Here is a 16,600-nt window from a genome sequence, read left to right on the forward strand (position 1 = left end):
AGGAGGGACATCGATGGGAGACGATCGTCCGGCGGCGCGCGACGACCATTGGCGGCACGCCGGCGACCGGATCGAAGACCTCCTCGACGCGAGCTCCGCGGGCGGCCCGATCGCCCGCGAGCGCGCCGAACAACTCGTCGGTGAACTCGTCGAGCTGTACGGCGCGGGACTGCGACGGGTCGTCGAGCTGCTCGACGACGACGCGGTGCGGCGGCTGGCCGCGGACGAACTGGTGGCCAGCCTGCTGATCGTGCACGGACTCCACCCCGACGACGTTCCCGACCGGGTGCGGTCCGCCCTCGACAGCGTCCGCCCCTACCTGGGTTCCCACGGCGGCGACGTCAGCCTGGTCGACGTCGAGGACGGCGTGGTGCGGCTGGAGCTCTCGGGCAGCTGCCGCGGCTGCCCGTCGTCCTCGGTGACCCTGGAACTGGCGGTCGAGGAAGCCGTCCGTGCCGCGGCGCCGGAAATCGAGCGCATCGAAGTCGTTGCCGCGCAATCTGATTCGAACTCGGCCGTGATTCCGGCCGAGTCCCTGTTCACCCGGGTGCACGCCGCGCCCGCCGCCGACTGGGTCGCCGTGCCCGAACTGGCGGAACTGAGTCAGGGCGAGGTCGCCGGCTACGAGGTCGCCGGGCAGGCCCTGCTGGCCTGCCGCGTCGGCGACAACCTGCTGGTGTACCGCGACACCTGCCCGGCGTGCGGCGGCTCGCTCACCGGCGCCCAGCTGCATCGGCGGCCCGGGTATCCGGTCGGTGACGCCGTGCTGCGCTGCCCGTCCTGCCGGGCGCACTACGACGCCGTGCACGCCGGGGACCGGCTCGACGGGGAGGGCCACCTGCGCCCCCTGCCGGTGCTGCTGCGCGACGGCGTGCCCACGGTGGCGGTGCCCGCGCTGGAGCCCACCGCATGAGCGCCTCGTTCTCGGTGCTGCGCCGACTCGCGAACCGGCCGGATCCGGGACCGGCCGGTGAGCGCTGCGAGATGTGCGCCGAGCCCATCGGCGCACCGCACCGGCATGTGGTCGATGTCGAGAGCCGCCACCTGCAGTGTGTCTGCACCAGTTGCTATCTGCTGTTCACCGAGCCGGCCGCGGCACTGCGCTACCGCGCGGTCCCGGACCGGTATCTGGCGTTCGGGCAGACCGCGATCACCGCCGCCGAGTGGGACACGCTCGAGATTCCGGTGGGTCTGGCGTTCGTGTTCGCGAATTCCGCGCAGGGCCGGACCGTCGCGTTCTATCCGGGCCCGGCCGGCGCGACCGAATCGGAACTGCCGCCCGAGCACTGGCGGGATCTGCTGCGCAACCATCCCGAACTCGACGTGCTCGCCGACGACGTCGAAGCGCTGCTGATCCGTATGCCCGGCAGCGCCGGCCGCGAGAGCCCCGGCGACTGCCTGCTGCTGCCCATCGACACCTGCTACGAGTTCGTCGGGCGAATGCGGTTGCTGTGGAAGGGATTCGACGGTGGTTCCGAGGCCCGGCACTACATCGACGAGTTCTTCGCCACCATGAACGCCCGCGCTCTCGCCCGAGGCGGTGGGCGGCCGTGAGTCCCGCCTACTCGATCACCTTCGCGGTGCTCGACATCAAGCCCGAGCCCTACGCCATCGGGCCGACCCTGTCGGCGCGCGTCGGGATCGCGGCGCTCGGCGAGGAACCGGTGCACGCCATCGCCTTACGGGCCCAGGTCCGCATCGAACCCAATCGGCGCGCCTACACCGACGCCGAGGGCAGTGGGCTGCTCGACCTGTTCGGCACCCGCGACCGCTGGCACGACACCCAGCGAACGTTCCTGTGGATGCACACCACGACGACGGTGCCCGGCTTCACCGGCGGCGCCGAGGTGGACCTGCCGCTGCCGTGCACCTACGACCTCGAGGTGACCGGATCGAAGTACCTGCACGCCCTGCGGGACGGCACCGTGCCGCTGTTGTTCCTGTTCAGCGGCACCGTGTTCTTCAAAGGCGCGTCGGGTTTCTCGGTGCAGCAGATCCCGTGGGATCGCGACGACCGGTTCAATATGCCCGTCTCCGTGTGGCGGCAGCTCATGGACACCCACTACCCCGACACCGGCTGGGTGCGGATGCGGCGCGAGACCGTCGACGCCCTCACCGCCTACAAGTCCGGGCACGGCTTCCTCGACTACGACCAGGCGGTCACCGAACTGCTGTCGGCCCCGTCGCGGGAGCCGTCGTGAGCGGCCACGAGCCCGGCAGCGTCCGCGACCAGGCGCGGGCGGTCGCCGACGCCGTGCTGTATGAGGGCTACCTGCTGTACCCGTACCACGCGAATGCGCGAAAGAACCAGTCCCGCTGGCAATTCGGGGTCCTGGGTCCCGAGGGCGCGGCCGCGGCGGGCTTCGGTGAGGAGTCCGCGCTCGCCGCGCAATTCCTGGTCGACGCGAGCCCCGCCGCGACGCTGCGCCTGACGATCCGGTTCCTGCAACTGCAGCGTCGCACCGTCGAGGACGCCACCGGGCGGACCGTGCCCGAGCTCCGGGCGGGCGCGCGAGTCTGGACCGGATGGGACGAGGCCGTCGAGCAGGAGATCGACTCGGGGCCGAGGCCGCTGTCGGACACCACGTTCCGCATCGACGTCGACGGCGGAGTGGACATCGAGGACTTCGCCGACGACGACGGCACACCCTTCGGCAGCCTCGTGCGCACGCGCCGAACCCTGAGCGGCCTGGCCGAGACCGTCGTCGAGCGGGTCGGCCGCTATCAGCGGATCAGTGTCACCGTCCGCAATCTCGGCGTCCCCGCGATCGACAAGGACGATGCGGTCACCCGATCCTTCCTCGGCGCGCACGTGCTCTGCGAACTGCGCGACGGCGTCTTCCTGTCGCTGATCGACCCGCCGGACGATGCCGTCGACGCGGCCGAGGCCTGCACCCAGCGCCGCTGCTTTCCCGTGCTCGCGGGTCCCGAGGGCACCGCGGACCTGCTGCTGATCTCACCGATCATCCTCTACGACCATCCGCGCATCGCCGAGCAGAGCGAAGGGCCGCTGTTCGATTCCACCGAGATCGACGAGATCCTGACCCTGCGCGTGCTCACCCTCACCGACGAGGAGAAGGATCAGGCCCGCGCCACCGATCCGCGCGCCGCCGAGCTGATCGACCGCTGCGAGGCCATGACACCGGAGAGCATGCAGGGACTGCACGGACTAGTCCGCGACGACAGCCTGCCGCGCGAGGACAACCGGCTCGTGGACGCCGCACCGGGATCGCCGCGCGTCCTGCCCGCGCTCGACCCGGACACCCCGTGGTGGGATCCGCTGTCCGACACCGCCGTCGATCCCGACTCCGACACCGTGGTGATCGGCGGCACGCCGGTCGCGCGGGGCAGCCGGGTGCGGTTGCATCCCTCCCGCCGCGCCGACGCGCAGGACCTGTTCTACGCGGGCCGCACCGCGCGCGTCGCCTCGGTGCACGAGGACGTCGACGGGCAGCTCCACCTGGCGGTGGTCGTCGAGGACGATCCCGCCGCCGAGCTGCACGAATGGTACGGCCGATACCTGTATTTCGCGCCCGACGAAGTCGAACCGATCGAGAAAGGAATCCCGCCATGGAAATCGTAGGTGTGATCGCCGTCGTGCTCGTGGCCCTGGCAGCGCTGCTGGTGGCAGCGGTCGGCATCCGGTCGATACCGGATATGCGCCGATACTTGCGAATCCGGCACATGTAGCGGGGTGATTCCCACGACGAGAGTGCTGGTCGCCGGCATGGGCAACATCTTCCTCGGAGACGACGGGTTCGGCTCCGAGGTGGTGCGGCGCATGCCGGCGAGCACCGAACCCGATGTGCGCGTGACCGATTACGGCATCCGCGGACTGCACCTGGCCTACGACCTGCTCGACGGCTGGGACGCGCTGGTGCTCGTCGACGCGCTGCCCGACCGCGGCACACCCGGGCAGGTGGACGTGTTCCACGCCGATCCGGGTGGCGGCGGCGTCGGTCTCGACGCGCACGCCATGCACCCGGACGCGGTCTTCGCCGTGGTCCGGGCGATGGGCGGAACCATTCCGCCGACGGTGATCGTGGGCTGCCAGATCGGCTCCGTCGCCGACGGCATCGGCCTGACCGAACCCGTGGCCGCCGCGGTCGACCCCGCGATGGCCGCCGTCGAATCCGTGGTGACCGCGCTGCGGCACGCGCAGGAGGTGTGAACGATGTGCCTGGGCATTCCCGGCCGCGTCGTCGGACCGGTCGAGGGCTATCACGGTCAGATCGCGCTGGTCGACGTCTCCGGCGAGCAGCGGACCGTGAATGTCGGCCTGCTGGAGGACGATCCGGCCGGACCCGGCGACTGGGTGATCATCCACATGGGGTTCGCGGTCGAGAAGACCGACGAGGCCGGGGCCGCCGCCGCGCTGGCGGGGCTGCGGCTGATGGGATCGGGTGAGGAGCAGTGACCGGGGCGCGGGTCCGGCGGCGGATCATCGTCGGCGGCGTGGTGCAGGGCGTCGGGTTCCGGCCCTTCGTGTACACCACGGCGGCCGAGCTGGCGCTGACCGGATCGGTGTGCAACGACAGCTCCGGAGTGGTCATCGAGATCGAGGGGGCGGCGGACGGCGTGGACGCCTTCGTCGCGCGCCTGCAGGACCGACCGCCGCCGCTGGCGGTCGTCGAGACCGTCGAGCAGACCGAGATCCCCGTCCGCGGCGGGACCGGCTTCCACATCTCCGGCACCACCCGGGGCGACGGGCGTACCCTCGCATCGCCCGATGTCGCGATCTGCGCCGAATGCGCTGCCGAACTCCAGGATCCGGGCAACCGGCGTTACCGGCATCCGTTCATCACCTGCACCAACTGCGGTCCGCGGTTCACCATCATCGCCGCGCTGCCCTACGACCGCCCGCAGACCTCGATGGCCGGGTTCGCCATGTGCGAGACCTGCGCGCGCGAGTACGCCGATCCCGGCGACCGCCGCTTCCACGCGCAGCCGATCGCCTGCAACGAGTGCGGGCCGACCCTGCGTTTCTCCGACCCCGAGGCCGGGGAGCCGCTGCGAGCGGCACGGAACACGCTGCGCGACGGCGGGATTCTGGCCGTCAAGGGCATCGGCGGCTATCACCTGGCCTGCGATGCCGCCGACAGCGCCGCGGTGGCGGAGCTGCGCCGCCGGAAACGGCGAGGCGACAAGCCTTTCGCGGTCATGGTGCCCGATCTGGCGACCGCCGCGGCCATCGCCGACGTGGATGCGACCGCCGCCGCCCTGCTCACCGGCCCGGCCCGGCCCATCGTGCTGCTGCCGCGCCGGACCTCCGCGTCCGCGGACCCCGACGCGCCGCCGCTGCCCGTGGACGCGGTCGCGCCGCACAACCGCGATCTCGGGGTGATGATCGCCTACACGCCGCTGCATCTGCTGCTGTTCGGACTGCCCGGCGACGCCCCCGGCCCGCGCGTGCTGGTCATGACGTCGGGCAACCTCGGCGGAGAACCCATCTGCCACACCGACTCCGACGCCCGCGAACGACTGTCCGGGCTCGCCGACGCCGTCCTGTCCCACAACCGCCCGATCCTGGTGCCGTGCGACGACTCGGTGGTCAAGGTGGTCGACGGCGTCGAGGTGCCGTTCCGGCGCTCCCGCGGCTACGCCCCGCTGCCGCTCGCCCTGCCGCTGCCCGCCGCGCCGACCCTCGCCGTGGGCGCGGACCTCAAGAACACCTGCGCCGTCGCCGACGGCCGCTACGCCTGGCTGAGCCAGCACATCGGCGACATGGACGACGTCGCGACCCTGCGCGCGTTCACCGCCGCCGAGCGGCATCTCGAAAAGCTCACCGGCGTCGCCCCGCAGCAGCTCGCCGCCGACGCCCACCCCCGCTACCGGTCCACCGCCTGGGCCGCGGAACACGCGGGCCGCCGGCCGATCCGGCTGGTGCAGCACCATCACGCGCACGTGGCGGCCGTCATGGGCGAGCACGGCCTGGACGCGAGCGCGACCGTGCTCGGATTCGCCTTCGACGGCACCGGTTACGGGCCCGACCGCGCCATCTGGGGCGGGGAGGTGCTCGCCGCGAGCTACAAGGGGTTCCGCCGCCTGGCGCACCTGCGCTACGTGCCGCTGGCCGGCGGTGACCTCAGCGTGCAGCGGCCGTATCGAATGGCCTTGGCGCACTTGCGGTCCGCGAACCTCGATTGGTCGCCGGATCTGCCGTGCATGCGCGCCTGCCCGCCGCGCGAGGCGCAGGTGCTGGCACATCAGCTCGACACCGGGCTCGGCTGTGTGCCCACCTCCAGCATGGGCCGGTTGTTCGATGCCGTCGCCTCGCTGTGCGGGGTGCGGCACGAGGTCGACTACGAGGCGCAGGCCGCCATCGAATGGGAGGGCCTGTCCCGTGACGCCGACCCGGGCGCGGTCGCCTACCGGTTCGCCCTGCCCGGCGACCCCATCGACGAGACGGCCGCCATCGATCCGGCGCCCGTGCTCGCCGCGGTGATCGCCGATGTGCGCGGCGGGGTGCCCGCCGGTGTCATCGGCGCGCGGTTCCACGCGGGCGTCGCACACCTGGTCCTGGATCTGGCGACACGCTACGGCGATCCGGAGCAACCGGTCGCGTTGTCCGGCGGCGTGTTCCAGAACGCGCTGCTGCTCACGACCGTGCTGCGGCTGCTGCGCGAGCACGGTTTCCACGTCCTCACCCACCATCGCGTGCCACCCAACGACGGTGGGATCGCGTTCGGCCAGTTACTCGCCGTCGCGGCGAGCTGAGCGGAAGGAGAACAGCGATGTGCCTGGCAGTCCCCGGCAAAGTGCTCAGCGTTCACGAGCGGGATGGCACGCGGATGTCGGTGGTCGACTTCGGCGGCGTCCAGAAGGATGTCTGCCTGCAGTACATCCCGGATATCGCCGTCGGCGACTACGTGATCGTGCACGTCGGCTTCGCCATCCAGCGGCTCGACGAGGAGTCGGCCATGCAGACGCTCGCCGAGTTCGAACACCTCGGCGTGCTGAAGGAGGAATTCGGCGATGGATTCGCGATCGCCGCAGCCCAGGCCGGAGTGGCCAACCCGGAAACCACCCCGCCCGCCGATCCGGAGGTGAAACCATGAAATACCTCGACGAATTCAGTAATCCGGAACTGGCGAAGCTGCTGCTCGATCGGATCCGCTCCACCACCACGCGGCGCTGGTCGATCATGGAAGTCTGTGGCGGGCAGACGCATTCGATCATCCGCCACGGGATCGACCAACTGCTGCCCGACCAGATCGAGATGATCCACGGTCCCGGCTGCCCGGTCTGCGTCACCCCGCTCGAGCTGATCGACAAGGCGCTGGCCATCGCCGCCCAGCCCAATGTCATCTTCTGCTCCTTCGGCGACATGCTGCGCGTGCCCGGCAGTTCCAAGGATCTGTTCCGGATCAAGAGCGAAGGCGGCGACGTCCGCGTCGTCTACTCACCGCTCGACGCCCTCGAACTCGCCCGCGCCAACCCCGACCGCCAGGTCGTGTTCTTCGGCATCGGGTTCGAGACCACCGCACCGGCCAACGCCATGACCGTCTACCAGGCGCAGAGGCTCGGCGTGCGCAACTTCTCGCTGCTCGTCTCGCACGTGCTGGTGCCCCCGGCGATCGCCGCCATCATGGAATCGCCGAGCTGCCGGGTCCAGGCCTTCCTGGCCGCGGGGCACGTGTGCACCGTGATGGGCACCGCCGAGTATCCGCCACTGTCGGAGAAGTACCGGGTTCCGGTGGTGGTCACCGGATTCGAGCCGCTCGACATCCTCGAGGGCATCCGGCGCACCGTCGACCAGCTCGAACACGGCCGCCACGAGGTGGAGAACGCCTACCGGCGCGCGGTCACCGCCGAGGGCAACCCGGCCGCCAAGGCCATGCTCGCCGATGTCTTCGAGATCACCGACCGCGGCTGGCGCGGCATCGGGGTGATCCCGCAGAGCGGCTGGCGGCTCTCGCCGCGCTACCGCGAGTTCGACGCCGAACACCGGTTCGCGGTCAGCGATCTGCACACCGAGGAATCGCCGATCTGCCGATCGGGCGAGGTGCTGCAGGGCCTGATCAAACCGCACGAGTGCGCCGCCTTCGGCAAGGAGTGCACACCGCGTAATCCGCTCGGCGCCACCATGGTGTCCTCCGAGGGCGCCTGCGCGGCCTACTACCTGTACCGGCGGCTGGATCTGCCCGCGGAGGTGGCTCATGCCTGACATTGTCGGAAGCGGCAACGGCGCCGTCGATTTCGAGAACTGGGTGTGCCCGATGCCGCTGCGCGACTCACCCACCATCGTGATGGGGCACGGAGGCGGCGGCGCGATGTCCGGCGAGCTGATCGAGCATTTGTTCCTGCCCGCGTTCGGGGCGGCGGCGCAGGCCGGGCTCGGCGACTCGGCGGTCGTGACGGTCGGCGAGACGCGGCTGGCGTTCAGCACCGACTCGTTCGTGGTGAAGCCGTTGACCTTTCCCGGCGGATCCATCGGCGATCTGGCCGTCAACGGCACGGTCAACGATCTGGCGATGTCGGGGGCGCGGCCGCTGGTCCTGTCGACCGCGTTCATCCTCGAGGAGGGCACGCCGCTCGTACGGATCGCGGAAGTGGCCTCGGCCATGGGCACCGCGGCGCTCGGCGCCGGGGTCGCGCTCGTCACCGGCGACACCAAGGTCGTCGACGCCGGGCACGGGGACGGCATCTACGTCAATACCGCGGGCATCGGCGTGCTCGATCCCGGAGTCGACATCCGGCCCGAACTCGCCGCGCCCGGAGACGTGGTCATGGTCAGCGGGGAGATCGGATTGCACGGCGTCGCGGTACTGTCGTGCCGCGAGGGACTCGAATTCGGGACGACCGTGTGCAGTGACACCGCTCCGCTGCACGGTCTGGTCGCGGCGATGCTGGCGACCGGCGCGACCGTGCACACCATGCGCGACCCGACTCGCGGTGGGGTGGCCGCGAGCCTGAACGAGATCGCGCGCGCCGCGGGCGTGGGAATCGCTTTGGACGAGAACACGATTCCGATCCCCGCCGGGGTCCGCGACGCGTGCGGGCTGCTCGGCCTGGACCCGCTGTACGTGGCCAACGAAGGCAAGCTGGTGGCCTTCGTGCCCGCCGCGGACGCCGATCGAGTGCTGGCCGCCATGCGCGCCCATCCGCTCGGGGTGCACGCCGAGATCATCGGCCGCTGTGTGGCCGAGCATCCCGGCATGGTGACCGCGCATACCGCGCTCGGTGGCACTCGGGTCGTCGATCTACCCGCAGGAGAACAGCTTCCACGCATCTGCTGACCCCCAACTCACGGAGGCCGCCATCACCGTCCCCCACCCCGATTACACCCGGTCCCAGCCACCCGGCCCGGGGGCCGGGGAGACGATGTTCGCGCGTTACGCCTACCCGCCGAACGCGCTGGGCTACTGCGGACCACCGGACACGACGGCCCTGTCCGACGGATCGCCCGCGTTGATCCGCGACGCCGCCCGCCGCTTCACCGGCGCCTGGCCCTACCTCCAGGTCATGTCCGCCATGACCGGCATCGCCGACCCCCTCGACCTGCGCCTGGTCGAATCCTATTGGCACGGTGGAGGAATCGGCTCGACCCTCGATCCGGCAGCCTTCTGCACCGAACTGCTCGCCATCCTGGGCCCGGCCGCGGGCCTGTACTGGACCCACCTGACCCCCCGGCTCGCCCCCGAGGCAGCCCCCAACCATTGCTTCCACGTCTTCGGCGTCTACCCGTGGAGCCGCCTGCTCGGCACGGCGGCGACCCCCACCGCCCTGGAAGTCCTCGACAAATGCCGCATCACCCCGGCGCGCGTGGTGGCCCGCGACGGCTCCCACGTCCGGCTGGAGGCCAGCCACCTGACCTGGGACGGCCACCACCTCGACCTGGGCACACCCGGCACCCGCACCGCGACCCTCACCGCCGACGGCCGCCTGACGACAGACCCGCGACCCGGCGATCACGTTGCCCTCCACTGGGATCGACTGACGGCGCCGCTGGACAGCACCCAAACCGCGAACCTGACCGACAGCACCCTCCGACAGCTGGCCGCCACCAACCACCGTCTCGACATCGACACCTAGCCGTGTCGGTGCCGCCGACCGCTATCGAAACATCCGGGAGCAACGAGACAATGGGAGCATCAGTGGTGTATTTCAAGCGATCCGCCACCGTGATCACCTGCGTGATGGCCGGGGCAGTGCTTTCCCATGCCACTGCCCTGTCGGACCCGCCCGGGTGGATCGGAATCGGCTCGTCCCAGGGACCGGACGTCGGTTCGGCGCAGCCGCCCGCTCCGTCCGATCCACAGACCGATGCGGCGCGAGCAGGTGTGCTCGAACTCGTGAACGGCGAACGCGCGCAGCACGGATGCCGCGCACTACGGCCCGACGCGCGCCTGCAGAACGCGGCACAGCGCCATTCCGACGATATGGCCGCTCGCGCCTACTTCGATCATCGCGACCCAGACGGGTGGATGCCGAACCAGCGAGTCGTGGCCGCCGGCTATCTGTGGCGCACCGTCGGCGAGAACATCGCCCACGGCCAGGCCGACGCCGCCGAGGTGATGGCCGAGTGGCTGTCGCGCCCCGGCCACCGCGGCAATATCCTCAACTGCGCGTACACCGATATCGGCATCGGAGTCCACTTCGGCACCGACGGACCCTTGTGGACACAAGATTTCGGCGCCCCGCTATGACCCGCGACCCCTCTCCGCCGGCGCCCGGCCACCAACCATCGCCTCGACAGCGACGCATAGTCGTGCGGCGACGCCGTGGCCACCTTCCCGACGATCGGCCCCGATCGGTGAATTCCCCGCGATCTCGGCGCGCTGCCGCGCTCCGTCACTCCGGATCGCAGACTCCGTCGGCGGACGGCAGCGTCCCGTCGGCGAGATAGACGTTGACCACCTCCTCGACACAACGGTTGGGCAGGTTGCCGAACAGCCCGTGGACGACCGTGTTTCGCAGGGTGAGCAGTCGGGACGCCGACAGGGCGCGGTGCATGCCTACCGCGCCGGGGTAGACGGCTCGGGTGTCGCCGTCGGCCTGAACGATCAGCGCGCGAACCGCATTGGATACCACCGTGGCGGGTTCACGTGGCGTGGGCCAGAACGCACACGGATTGATATTGCCGAACAACGGACCGAATACCGGTTGGGCGGCGCGCACGGCCTGGATGTCACGCCAGTATGCGGCCGGGTCCCGGGGCGCCGATACGTCTCCACAGGTGATCGCTGTGAGGGCGGACAGATCGTGCGGCTGCGCCATGAGGATGAGAGCCAGCTGCCGCTCGAGCTGCGGGGACGGACGCACTGTCAGTCCATTCGCCGCGTCGGCCAGCTGACGAACCTGAACGGCGAGATCGGGATAGCGGCGGGTGTCGCCGAGGGCGAGATACAGCACGACGGGCAAGGTGTGGTCGTCGATGCGGAACGGGCCGAAGGGGATCGGTGCCTGGGCGGCACGGCCGATCAGGTCCTCGATGCGATCGCGTACCGCTCGGCGGGTGACTCCGAGGCCGTACTCGGTGGCGAGGGCGGCGACCCAATCGGCCCAATCGTCGAGGGCCGCTTCATTCGGCGCGCCGCGGTCGGCTTGCACCGCGCTGCGCCCGTATGCCGTCGGGTCGATCGCGCTGTCGAGGACCATACGGTCGCTGCGTTCGGGGAAGAGCTGGGCGTACACGGCACCCAAGTACGTGCCATACGACGTGCCGAAATAGCTGATCGCCGGCTCGCCCAGCGCCGCGCGCACCACGTCCATGTCACGCGCCGTATTGCGGGTCGAAATATGCGGCAGCAGATCGCCGTCGCGCGCCCAGCATCGGGCCGCGAGTTCGCCTTGACGCAGCACGGACCTCACGTAGCCGGCCAGATCGACGCCGGATGCCTCCACGCCGAATCCGACCGGCCACCCGCAATCGATGCCGCCTGATCGGCCGACGCCACGCGGATCCATACCGATCAGGTCGTATCTGGCCAGCGTCCGCGCCGTCATGGCGGATCGCAGGGCCAGTGGGAACTCGAGGCCGGATTCACCTGGCCCACCGGGATTGGTCAACAGCACGCCGCGGCGTTGCTCGGACCCGGTGGCGCGCACCCGCGAGATCGCCACCGCCAGCGTGCGTCCTCCCGGGTCGGTGTAGTCGACCGGTACGACCACATCGGCGCACTCGGCCGCTTCGAGTTCGGTTGTGTCACAAGATTTCCAGTCCAGCCTCTGGCCATAGAACCGCTCGAGCCCCACCGGTCCATCCGCTATCGCCGGACCGGAACTCACGCCTCCCGCTACGATCAGCACCGCGATAGCGGTCATCGCTCGAAACCGGTTCGCCCGAATCGTCACCCGAATTCTCCGCACCTGTGATGGTCGATAGGCGGCACGTTAATCGGCCGGGCCGATACGCCACATCAGGGCAATCCCCTAATACTCGGTGCCGATCACGGCAGGATCGTCACTGAGCGGTGAAGATGACTGCTCGTCGCGCTTCGGCCGCCCGGTCGTAGAAAGCCCGCACGTCGACGAAATTGCTCCAGGTGTACTCGAAGTCCGCGTCGTCGAGGGCCCCGGCGTATGCGTCGTCATCGATGGCATCGAAAGCCGTCCGCATATCCGCTCGGGCAACCTCGTGCAGCGCTGTCGCCAGGTGCCGCACCTGCTCCGCGCTCACGTAGACCGCGTAGTAATCGTCATGCAGATGCCGACCGCCGAGAATGGCGGGCGAGAGCGGATACTGCCCGCTGCTGGGGTCGAGGGTGCCGTCGGTCAGGCTGCGATGAATGGCGTCCCAGGCCTTGTCGGTGTCGACTTTCAGGTCGGGCTCCGACCAGGATTCCTCGATGTCGCCGATCAACTCGTCGATCGCGTCCACATCATCCCGGTCGTCGGCGGCGAGTAGCGCCCGCTCCTGCTCGGCGGTAATGGCGAAGTGCACTCCCAACATGGACTCGACGGTATCCGAATGAACCGGCGCAAACTCGGTCACGCGCACAGCTGCTGTCGCGCGCTACTCTCCCGCCCGAATCAGAGCGCGGCAGGTGTCGCGGTCATACGGCAGCCCGGCGCCGCGGAAGACGAGGCCGGCGTTGCCGTGTCGGGGGTCCCACAGGTCGGGGTTGTCGACCAGCGCGGCGAGGTAGCCGGTGTGGATGTCGGTCGGGCTGCCGCCGGTGTAGTCGGCGAAGAAGGCGCGCAGGAGCGGTCCCCAGTCGTGGTCGACGGTGTGGCGGTGGGCGATCGCGGCGATGGCCAGTGCGGCAGGGAGCAATCGGGCCGTGTCCTCGATGCGGTCGATCGCCGCCGCGACCAGGGTGAAGCGCATGCGCATACCCAGCTGCGGCGGACGTCGGGTGAACCAGTCGTCGGTGGCCGCCGGGTCCCGCAGCGCGGCGAGGATCTCGGCGGTCGCGGCCTCGTCGTCGGCCAAGCCAGGCGCCAGCGCGGCGCACGCCCGCACGCCGGGGTGCGGATCATCCAGGTACGCACGGGGTTTCAGACCGAGCTCGCCCATGGCCAGCACCAGCGCGGCTCGCTCGTCGGAGCCGGCTCCGGCGGCCAATTCGTCGAGTCGATCACCCGCGTCCGGCTCGGTGAGCGAGGCGCGGCAGGCGGCGAGCGCGTGGGCTGCTGCCGCGCGGACCGGGGCCTCGGGGTCGGACAGTGCCGACATGATGGCCGGGAGGAGAGCGGGGACGGCGGCGCGGCAACCGCCCACAGCACGGCCGTAGAGCGCGTTCGCCATGATCTCGTCGCCGTACAGCTCCTCCTCGTCGCCGCTGTCGAGCGCCGCAGTGAGAGCCGAGTCGAAGTCGAAACCCGCTGGCGGGGCGAGTTCGTCGAGGTTCTCGTACACCCAACCGGCCTCGGCGACGGCCGCCAGGAAACCGAGCAGGTCGGCCCGCAACTCGGCGTCGGTCAGCAACGGGCCCGCCAGCAGCTCGGCGACCACGACGGCCGCGGGCGGTGTGGCCGTCCACGGCGTGCCTTGGTGAATGACGGCCGACCACAAGTGTTCCAGCGCGGCGCGACGCGCGTCCGGGTCCGCACCGGCCAGCGCGGCCAGGTGCGCAGGTGTATCGGTGGACCGACCGTACGCGTGCAGGAGGTTGCCGAACTGCGCGGCATCGATGTCGACGGTCACGACCGGAATCTACTCTCTACTCTCGTTCCCATGCTGCCCCTCGATGACCCGCGCTGGCTCGAACTCGACCACCGCCACTGGTCGAATGGTCGGCCTCTCGGCGGCGAGGTCGTGTTCGTACCCCACGAGCTGCGGTGGATCGCCGAGGATCCGCAGGATGCGAAACGCTTCGACGACCTGTGGCCGTACCTGTGTTCCGAGGGCACCGCCTGGCCGGCCGCCTATGCCGCGGTGCCACACCTGGTCGCCTCGGCTCGCTCGATCCCGCCTGCGGCGCGCGGGGACCTTCTGTATGTCGTGGGCCTGATAGTCATCTGCTCAGGAGAATTCGGCGCGACCGGTGACGATGTCCCGGACGACATCGCCGAGGCATATCGTGCCGCGTTGCCCGAAGCGCTGACTCTGGCCACCGAGCAACTGGCTACCCCGCAGCCGGCCGCCACCACCCGCTATCTACTCGCCGCCACCGCGGCCCTGCAGGGTCAGGTCGAGCTGGGCGAATTCCTCAACGACCTGTATCCGGGCGCCGAATGCGAATCCTGCGGGGAGCCTTACTATCCCGCCGGGCGCCCATGATTCACCAACCGGGACGGACCAGACCGGTTTCGTAGGCGTAGACGATCATCTGGGCGCGGTCACGGAGACCGAGCTTGGTCAGGGTCCGGGCCACGTGCGTCTTGACCGTGTGCTCGGAAAGCACCAGGCGCGCGGCGATCTCCCGATTCGACAAGCCTTCGGCGACGAGGGTGAGCACCTCCGCTTCGCGGTTGGTGATATCGGCGGGGGCGGAATGTGAGCGGCGCGGGCCGAGGCGGGTGAATTCGGCGATCAGCCGCCGGGTCACCGACGGGGCGAGGAGCGCGTCGCCCGCAGCGATGACCCGAACCGCCTCGGCGAGCTGCTCGGCGGAAGCGTCTTTCAACAGGAAGCCGCTCGCACCGGCCCGCAACGCCGCGTAGACGTAGTCGTCGAGGTCGAAAGTGGTGAGGACGAGGACTTTCGGCGGGTCCGTGGACGCGGACACGATCGCGCGCGTCGCCTCGAGCCCGTCCATCACCGGCATTCGCACGTCCATCAGCACGACGTCGGGCACGAGTTCGGCGGCCCGCCGGACCGCCTGCCGGCCGTCGGCCGCCTCACCCACGACATCGATATCGGGCTGGGAGCTCAAGAAGGTGGTGAATCCGGTCCGCACCATGGCCTGGTCGTCGACAAGAAGAACGGTAATCATCGGCATGCGTCGGATTCGATCGGAAGCGTTGCGGTGACCACGAATTCGTCACCCATGCGCTCAGCCTGGAAGGTGCCGCCGAGCATGGCGGCGCGTTCTCGCATGCCGATCAGGCCGTGCGCGCACGAGGTGCCGGAGAACTCCGGCCGGTGTGACCGCGAACCGCCGACTCGATTGCGGACTCGCAGGTGTAGGCCGTCGCCGGAGTGCGTCAATTCCACGGCGATGGCGGTTCCCGCCCCGTGCCGCATCGCATTGCTGACCGACTCCTGCAGGATTCGGTACGCGGTGAGTCCGACCGTGGCGGGCACATCGCCCAGTATTTCGGACGCGGAACCCGGCTCGACGCCCGAAACGGCAACGGTGACATCGAATCCGGCGTGAGTCGCGGTGGCGGCCAGTTCGTCGAGCAGATGCAGACCCGGCTGTGGCGCGCTGGGGCCCACACCGCCGTGCTCGCGCAGGAGCCCGAGGACCTGACGCATCTCCGCCAGCGTCCGCAGCGACAGCGCCCGGATCTCGGCCAGTCCGTCCGCCAAACGGCCCGGATCGCCCTCGGCTTGCAGGGGAACCGCCTCGGCTTGGATGGCGATCACCGAGATATGGTGCGCCACAACGTCGTGCAATTCGCGGGCGATTCTGGCTCGTTCGCCCAGCACAGCCTGCTCGGCCAGCGCGTCCTCTGCGCGCCGTTGCTCATTCGCCAGTTTCCCGGTGGCCAATCGACGCGCCCGGACATTGTGGCCGAACAGGACCGCGACCGTCAGCGCGACGGCGGCCGGCAGCGCGGTCCTCGTGTCCACGAGTACCGCCGCCCCGATCGAGATCAGCCATACGCCCGCGGTGACCTCGCCACCGCAACGGACCGCCGCGGAGTAGGTCACCAGCAAGGCGACCGTGATCGCCCCGGGCGTGTAGGGCGGGTGCAGAAAGTCGCCGACCATCCACGCACCGGTGAGCACGGCCGCCACTGCGAACCGCCAGGCGGCCAAGGGCCATCGGGTGCGCAGTACCAGCGGCAGGGAACAGCTCAGCGAGACGAGCACCAGATAGCGCGCATCGACCAGCCCGGACGCGGCGGCCGGGCCTTCCATGTAGGCGACTCCCCCGGCGAAACACACGAAAGCCAGCACACAGTCACCGAACTGGACCAGGTCGAGGCGAATTTCGCCGGGCAGCGCCAGGAACCGGCGGGACGACAGGCCCGGGGGTTCCGGTGTACCGGTCACCGCCGCGCCGGACAGCGCTCGCCACGTTGTCCAGATCACCCGGCGAAC

At 70.0% G+C, this 16,600-nt stretch carries 19 protein-coding genes; 14 read left to right on the forward strand and 5 right to left on the reverse strand.

Annotated features, from left to right (window positions below; genetic code table 11):
- Positions 1–13: 13 nt before the first annotated feature.
- The 13 genes from ACFYTS_RS12285 to ACFYTS_RS12345 all read left to right on the forward strand — a co-directional run bounded on the left by ACFYTS_RS12285 (position 14) and on the right by ACFYTS_RS12345 (position 10,649).
- A complete protein-coding gene (locus tag ACFYTS_RS12285; RefSeq protein WP_387303432.1) occupies positions 14–913 on the forward strand; it encodes a NifU family protein in 900 nt (299 codons plus the stop codon).
- Positions 910–1,554 (forward strand): DUF5947 family protein, encoded by a 645-nt coding sequence (locus ACFYTS_RS12290; RefSeq protein WP_357276006.1) that lies wholly within the window; start codon positions 910–912, stop codon positions 1,552–1,554. Before ACFYTS_RS12285 ends, ACFYTS_RS12290 begins: the two co-directional genes overlap by 4 nt.
- Positions 1,551–2,201 (forward strand): DUF6084 family protein, encoded by a 651-nt coding sequence (locus ACFYTS_RS12295; RefSeq protein WP_387303435.1) that lies wholly within the window; start codon positions 1,551–1,553, stop codon positions 2,199–2,201. The genes ACFYTS_RS12290 and ACFYTS_RS12295 overlap by 4 nt, the downstream gene beginning before the upstream one ends.
- A complete protein-coding gene (locus ACFYTS_RS12300) occupies positions 2,198–3,583 on the forward strand; it encodes a hypothetical protein (protein WP_387303437.1) in 1,386 nt (461 codons plus the stop codon). Before ACFYTS_RS12295 ends, ACFYTS_RS12300 begins: the two co-directional genes overlap by 4 nt.
- Positions 3,571–3,690: a DUF6893 family small protein gene (locus ACFYTS_RS12305; protein WP_387303439.1), complete on the forward strand. Its 120-nt coding sequence runs from the start codon at positions 3,571–3,573 to the stop codon at positions 3,688–3,690. The genes ACFYTS_RS12300 and ACFYTS_RS12305 overlap by 13 nt, the downstream gene beginning before the upstream one ends.
- A 37-nt stretch (positions 3,691–3,727) precedes the next feature.
- A complete protein-coding gene (locus tag ACFYTS_RS12310; RefSeq protein WP_387303441.1) occupies positions 3,728–4,171 on the forward strand; it encodes a hydrogenase maturation protease in 444 nt (147 codons plus the stop codon).
- A gap of 3 nt (positions 4,172–4,174) precedes the next feature.
- Complete coding sequence (locus tag ACFYTS_RS12315; protein ID WP_357275997.1) at positions 4,175–4,417, forward strand: HypC/HybG/HupF family hydrogenase formation chaperone; 243 nt, start codon at positions 4,175–4,177, stop codon at positions 4,415–4,417.
- The gene (gene hypF / locus ACFYTS_RS12320) at positions 4,414–6,717 is read left to right on the forward strand and encodes a carbamoyltransferase HypF (protein ID WP_387303444.1); all 2,304 of its coding nucleotides are present in this window, start codon (positions 4,414–4,416) and stop codon (positions 6,715–6,717) included. Before ACFYTS_RS12315 ends, hypF begins: the two co-directional genes overlap by 4 nt.
- A gap of 17 nt (positions 6,718–6,734) precedes the next feature.
- Entirely contained in the window at positions 6,735–7,058 is a 324-nt protein-coding gene (locus ACFYTS_RS12325; RefSeq protein ID WP_357275992.1) for a HypC/HybG/HupF family hydrogenase formation chaperone, read from the forward strand.
- A complete protein-coding gene (gene hypD / locus ACFYTS_RS12330; RefSeq protein WP_357275990.1) occupies positions 7,055–8,167 on the forward strand; it encodes a hydrogenase formation protein HypD in 1,113 nt (370 codons plus the stop codon). Before ACFYTS_RS12325 ends, hypD begins: the two co-directional genes overlap by 4 nt.
- On the forward strand, positions 8,160–9,239 hold the full coding sequence (gene hypE / locus ACFYTS_RS12335) for a hydrogenase expression/formation protein HypE (RefSeq protein WP_357275987.1): 1,080 nt from the start codon (positions 8,160–8,162) through the stop codon (positions 9,237–9,239). Before hypD ends, hypE begins: the two co-directional genes overlap by 8 nt.
- 85 nt (positions 9,240–9,324) lie before the next feature.
- The gene (locus ACFYTS_RS12340) at positions 9,325–10,035 is read left to right on the forward strand and encodes a DUF6390 family protein (protein ID WP_387303448.1); all 711 of its coding nucleotides are present in this window, start codon (positions 9,325–9,327) and stop codon (positions 10,033–10,035) included.
- 62 nt (positions 10,036–10,097) lie between these two features.
- The gene (locus tag ACFYTS_RS12345; protein WP_357275985.1) at positions 10,098–10,649 is read left to right on the forward strand and encodes a CAP domain-containing protein; all 552 of its coding nucleotides are present in this window, start codon (positions 10,098–10,100) and stop codon (positions 10,647–10,649) included.
- 145 nt (positions 10,650–10,794) lie between these two features.
- Here the strand turns inward: ACFYTS_RS12345 and ACFYTS_RS12350 are convergent, their stop codons facing one another.
- The 3 genes from ACFYTS_RS12350 to ACFYTS_RS12360 form a co-directional block, all read right to left on the reverse strand.
- Positions 10,795–12,114, reverse strand: a complete 1,320-nt coding sequence (locus ACFYTS_RS12350) for an alpha/beta fold hydrolase (RefSeq protein ID WP_387303451.1) — start codon at positions 12,112–12,114, stop codon at positions 10,795–10,797.
- A 292-nt stretch (positions 12,115–12,406) separates the two neighbouring features.
- Positions 12,407–12,895, reverse strand: a complete 489-nt coding sequence (locus tag ACFYTS_RS12355; RefSeq protein ID WP_387303454.1) for a YfbM family protein — start codon at positions 12,893–12,895, stop codon at positions 12,407–12,409.
- A 63-nt stretch (positions 12,896–12,958) separates the two neighbouring features.
- Positions 12,959–14,092 (reverse strand): hypothetical protein, encoded by a 1,134-nt coding sequence (locus tag ACFYTS_RS12360; RefSeq protein ID WP_387303457.1) that lies wholly within the window; start codon positions 14,090–14,092, stop codon positions 12,959–12,961.
- A 30-nt stretch (positions 14,093–14,122) separates the two neighbouring features.
- On the opposite strand from ACFYTS_RS12360, the gene ACFYTS_RS12365 reads away from it, so the two are divergent.
- Entirely contained in the window at positions 14,123–14,668 is a 546-nt protein-coding gene (locus ACFYTS_RS12365) for a hypothetical protein (RefSeq protein ID WP_387303459.1), read from the forward strand.
- Position 14,669: 1 nt separating this feature from the next.
- On the opposite strand, the gene ACFYTS_RS12370 is transcribed toward ACFYTS_RS12365, so the two are convergent.
- Positions 14,670–15,329, reverse strand: coding sequence for a response regulator (locus tag ACFYTS_RS12370; RefSeq protein ID WP_387303462.1), 660 nt, complete (start codon positions 15,327–15,329; stop codon positions 14,670–14,672).
- Positions 15,320–16,591: a sensor histidine kinase gene (locus tag ACFYTS_RS12375; RefSeq protein ID WP_387303465.1), complete on the reverse strand. Its 1,272-nt coding sequence runs from the start codon at positions 16,589–16,591 to the stop codon at positions 15,320–15,322. The genes ACFYTS_RS12370 and ACFYTS_RS12375 overlap by 10 nt, the downstream gene beginning before the upstream one ends.
- Positions 16,592–16,600 lie beyond the last annotated feature (9 nt).

This window comes from Nocardia sp. NPDC004151 (assembly GCF_042874235.1).
Classification (GTDB): domain Bacteria; phylum Actinomycetota; class Actinomycetes; order Mycobacteriales; family Mycobacteriaceae; genus Nocardia.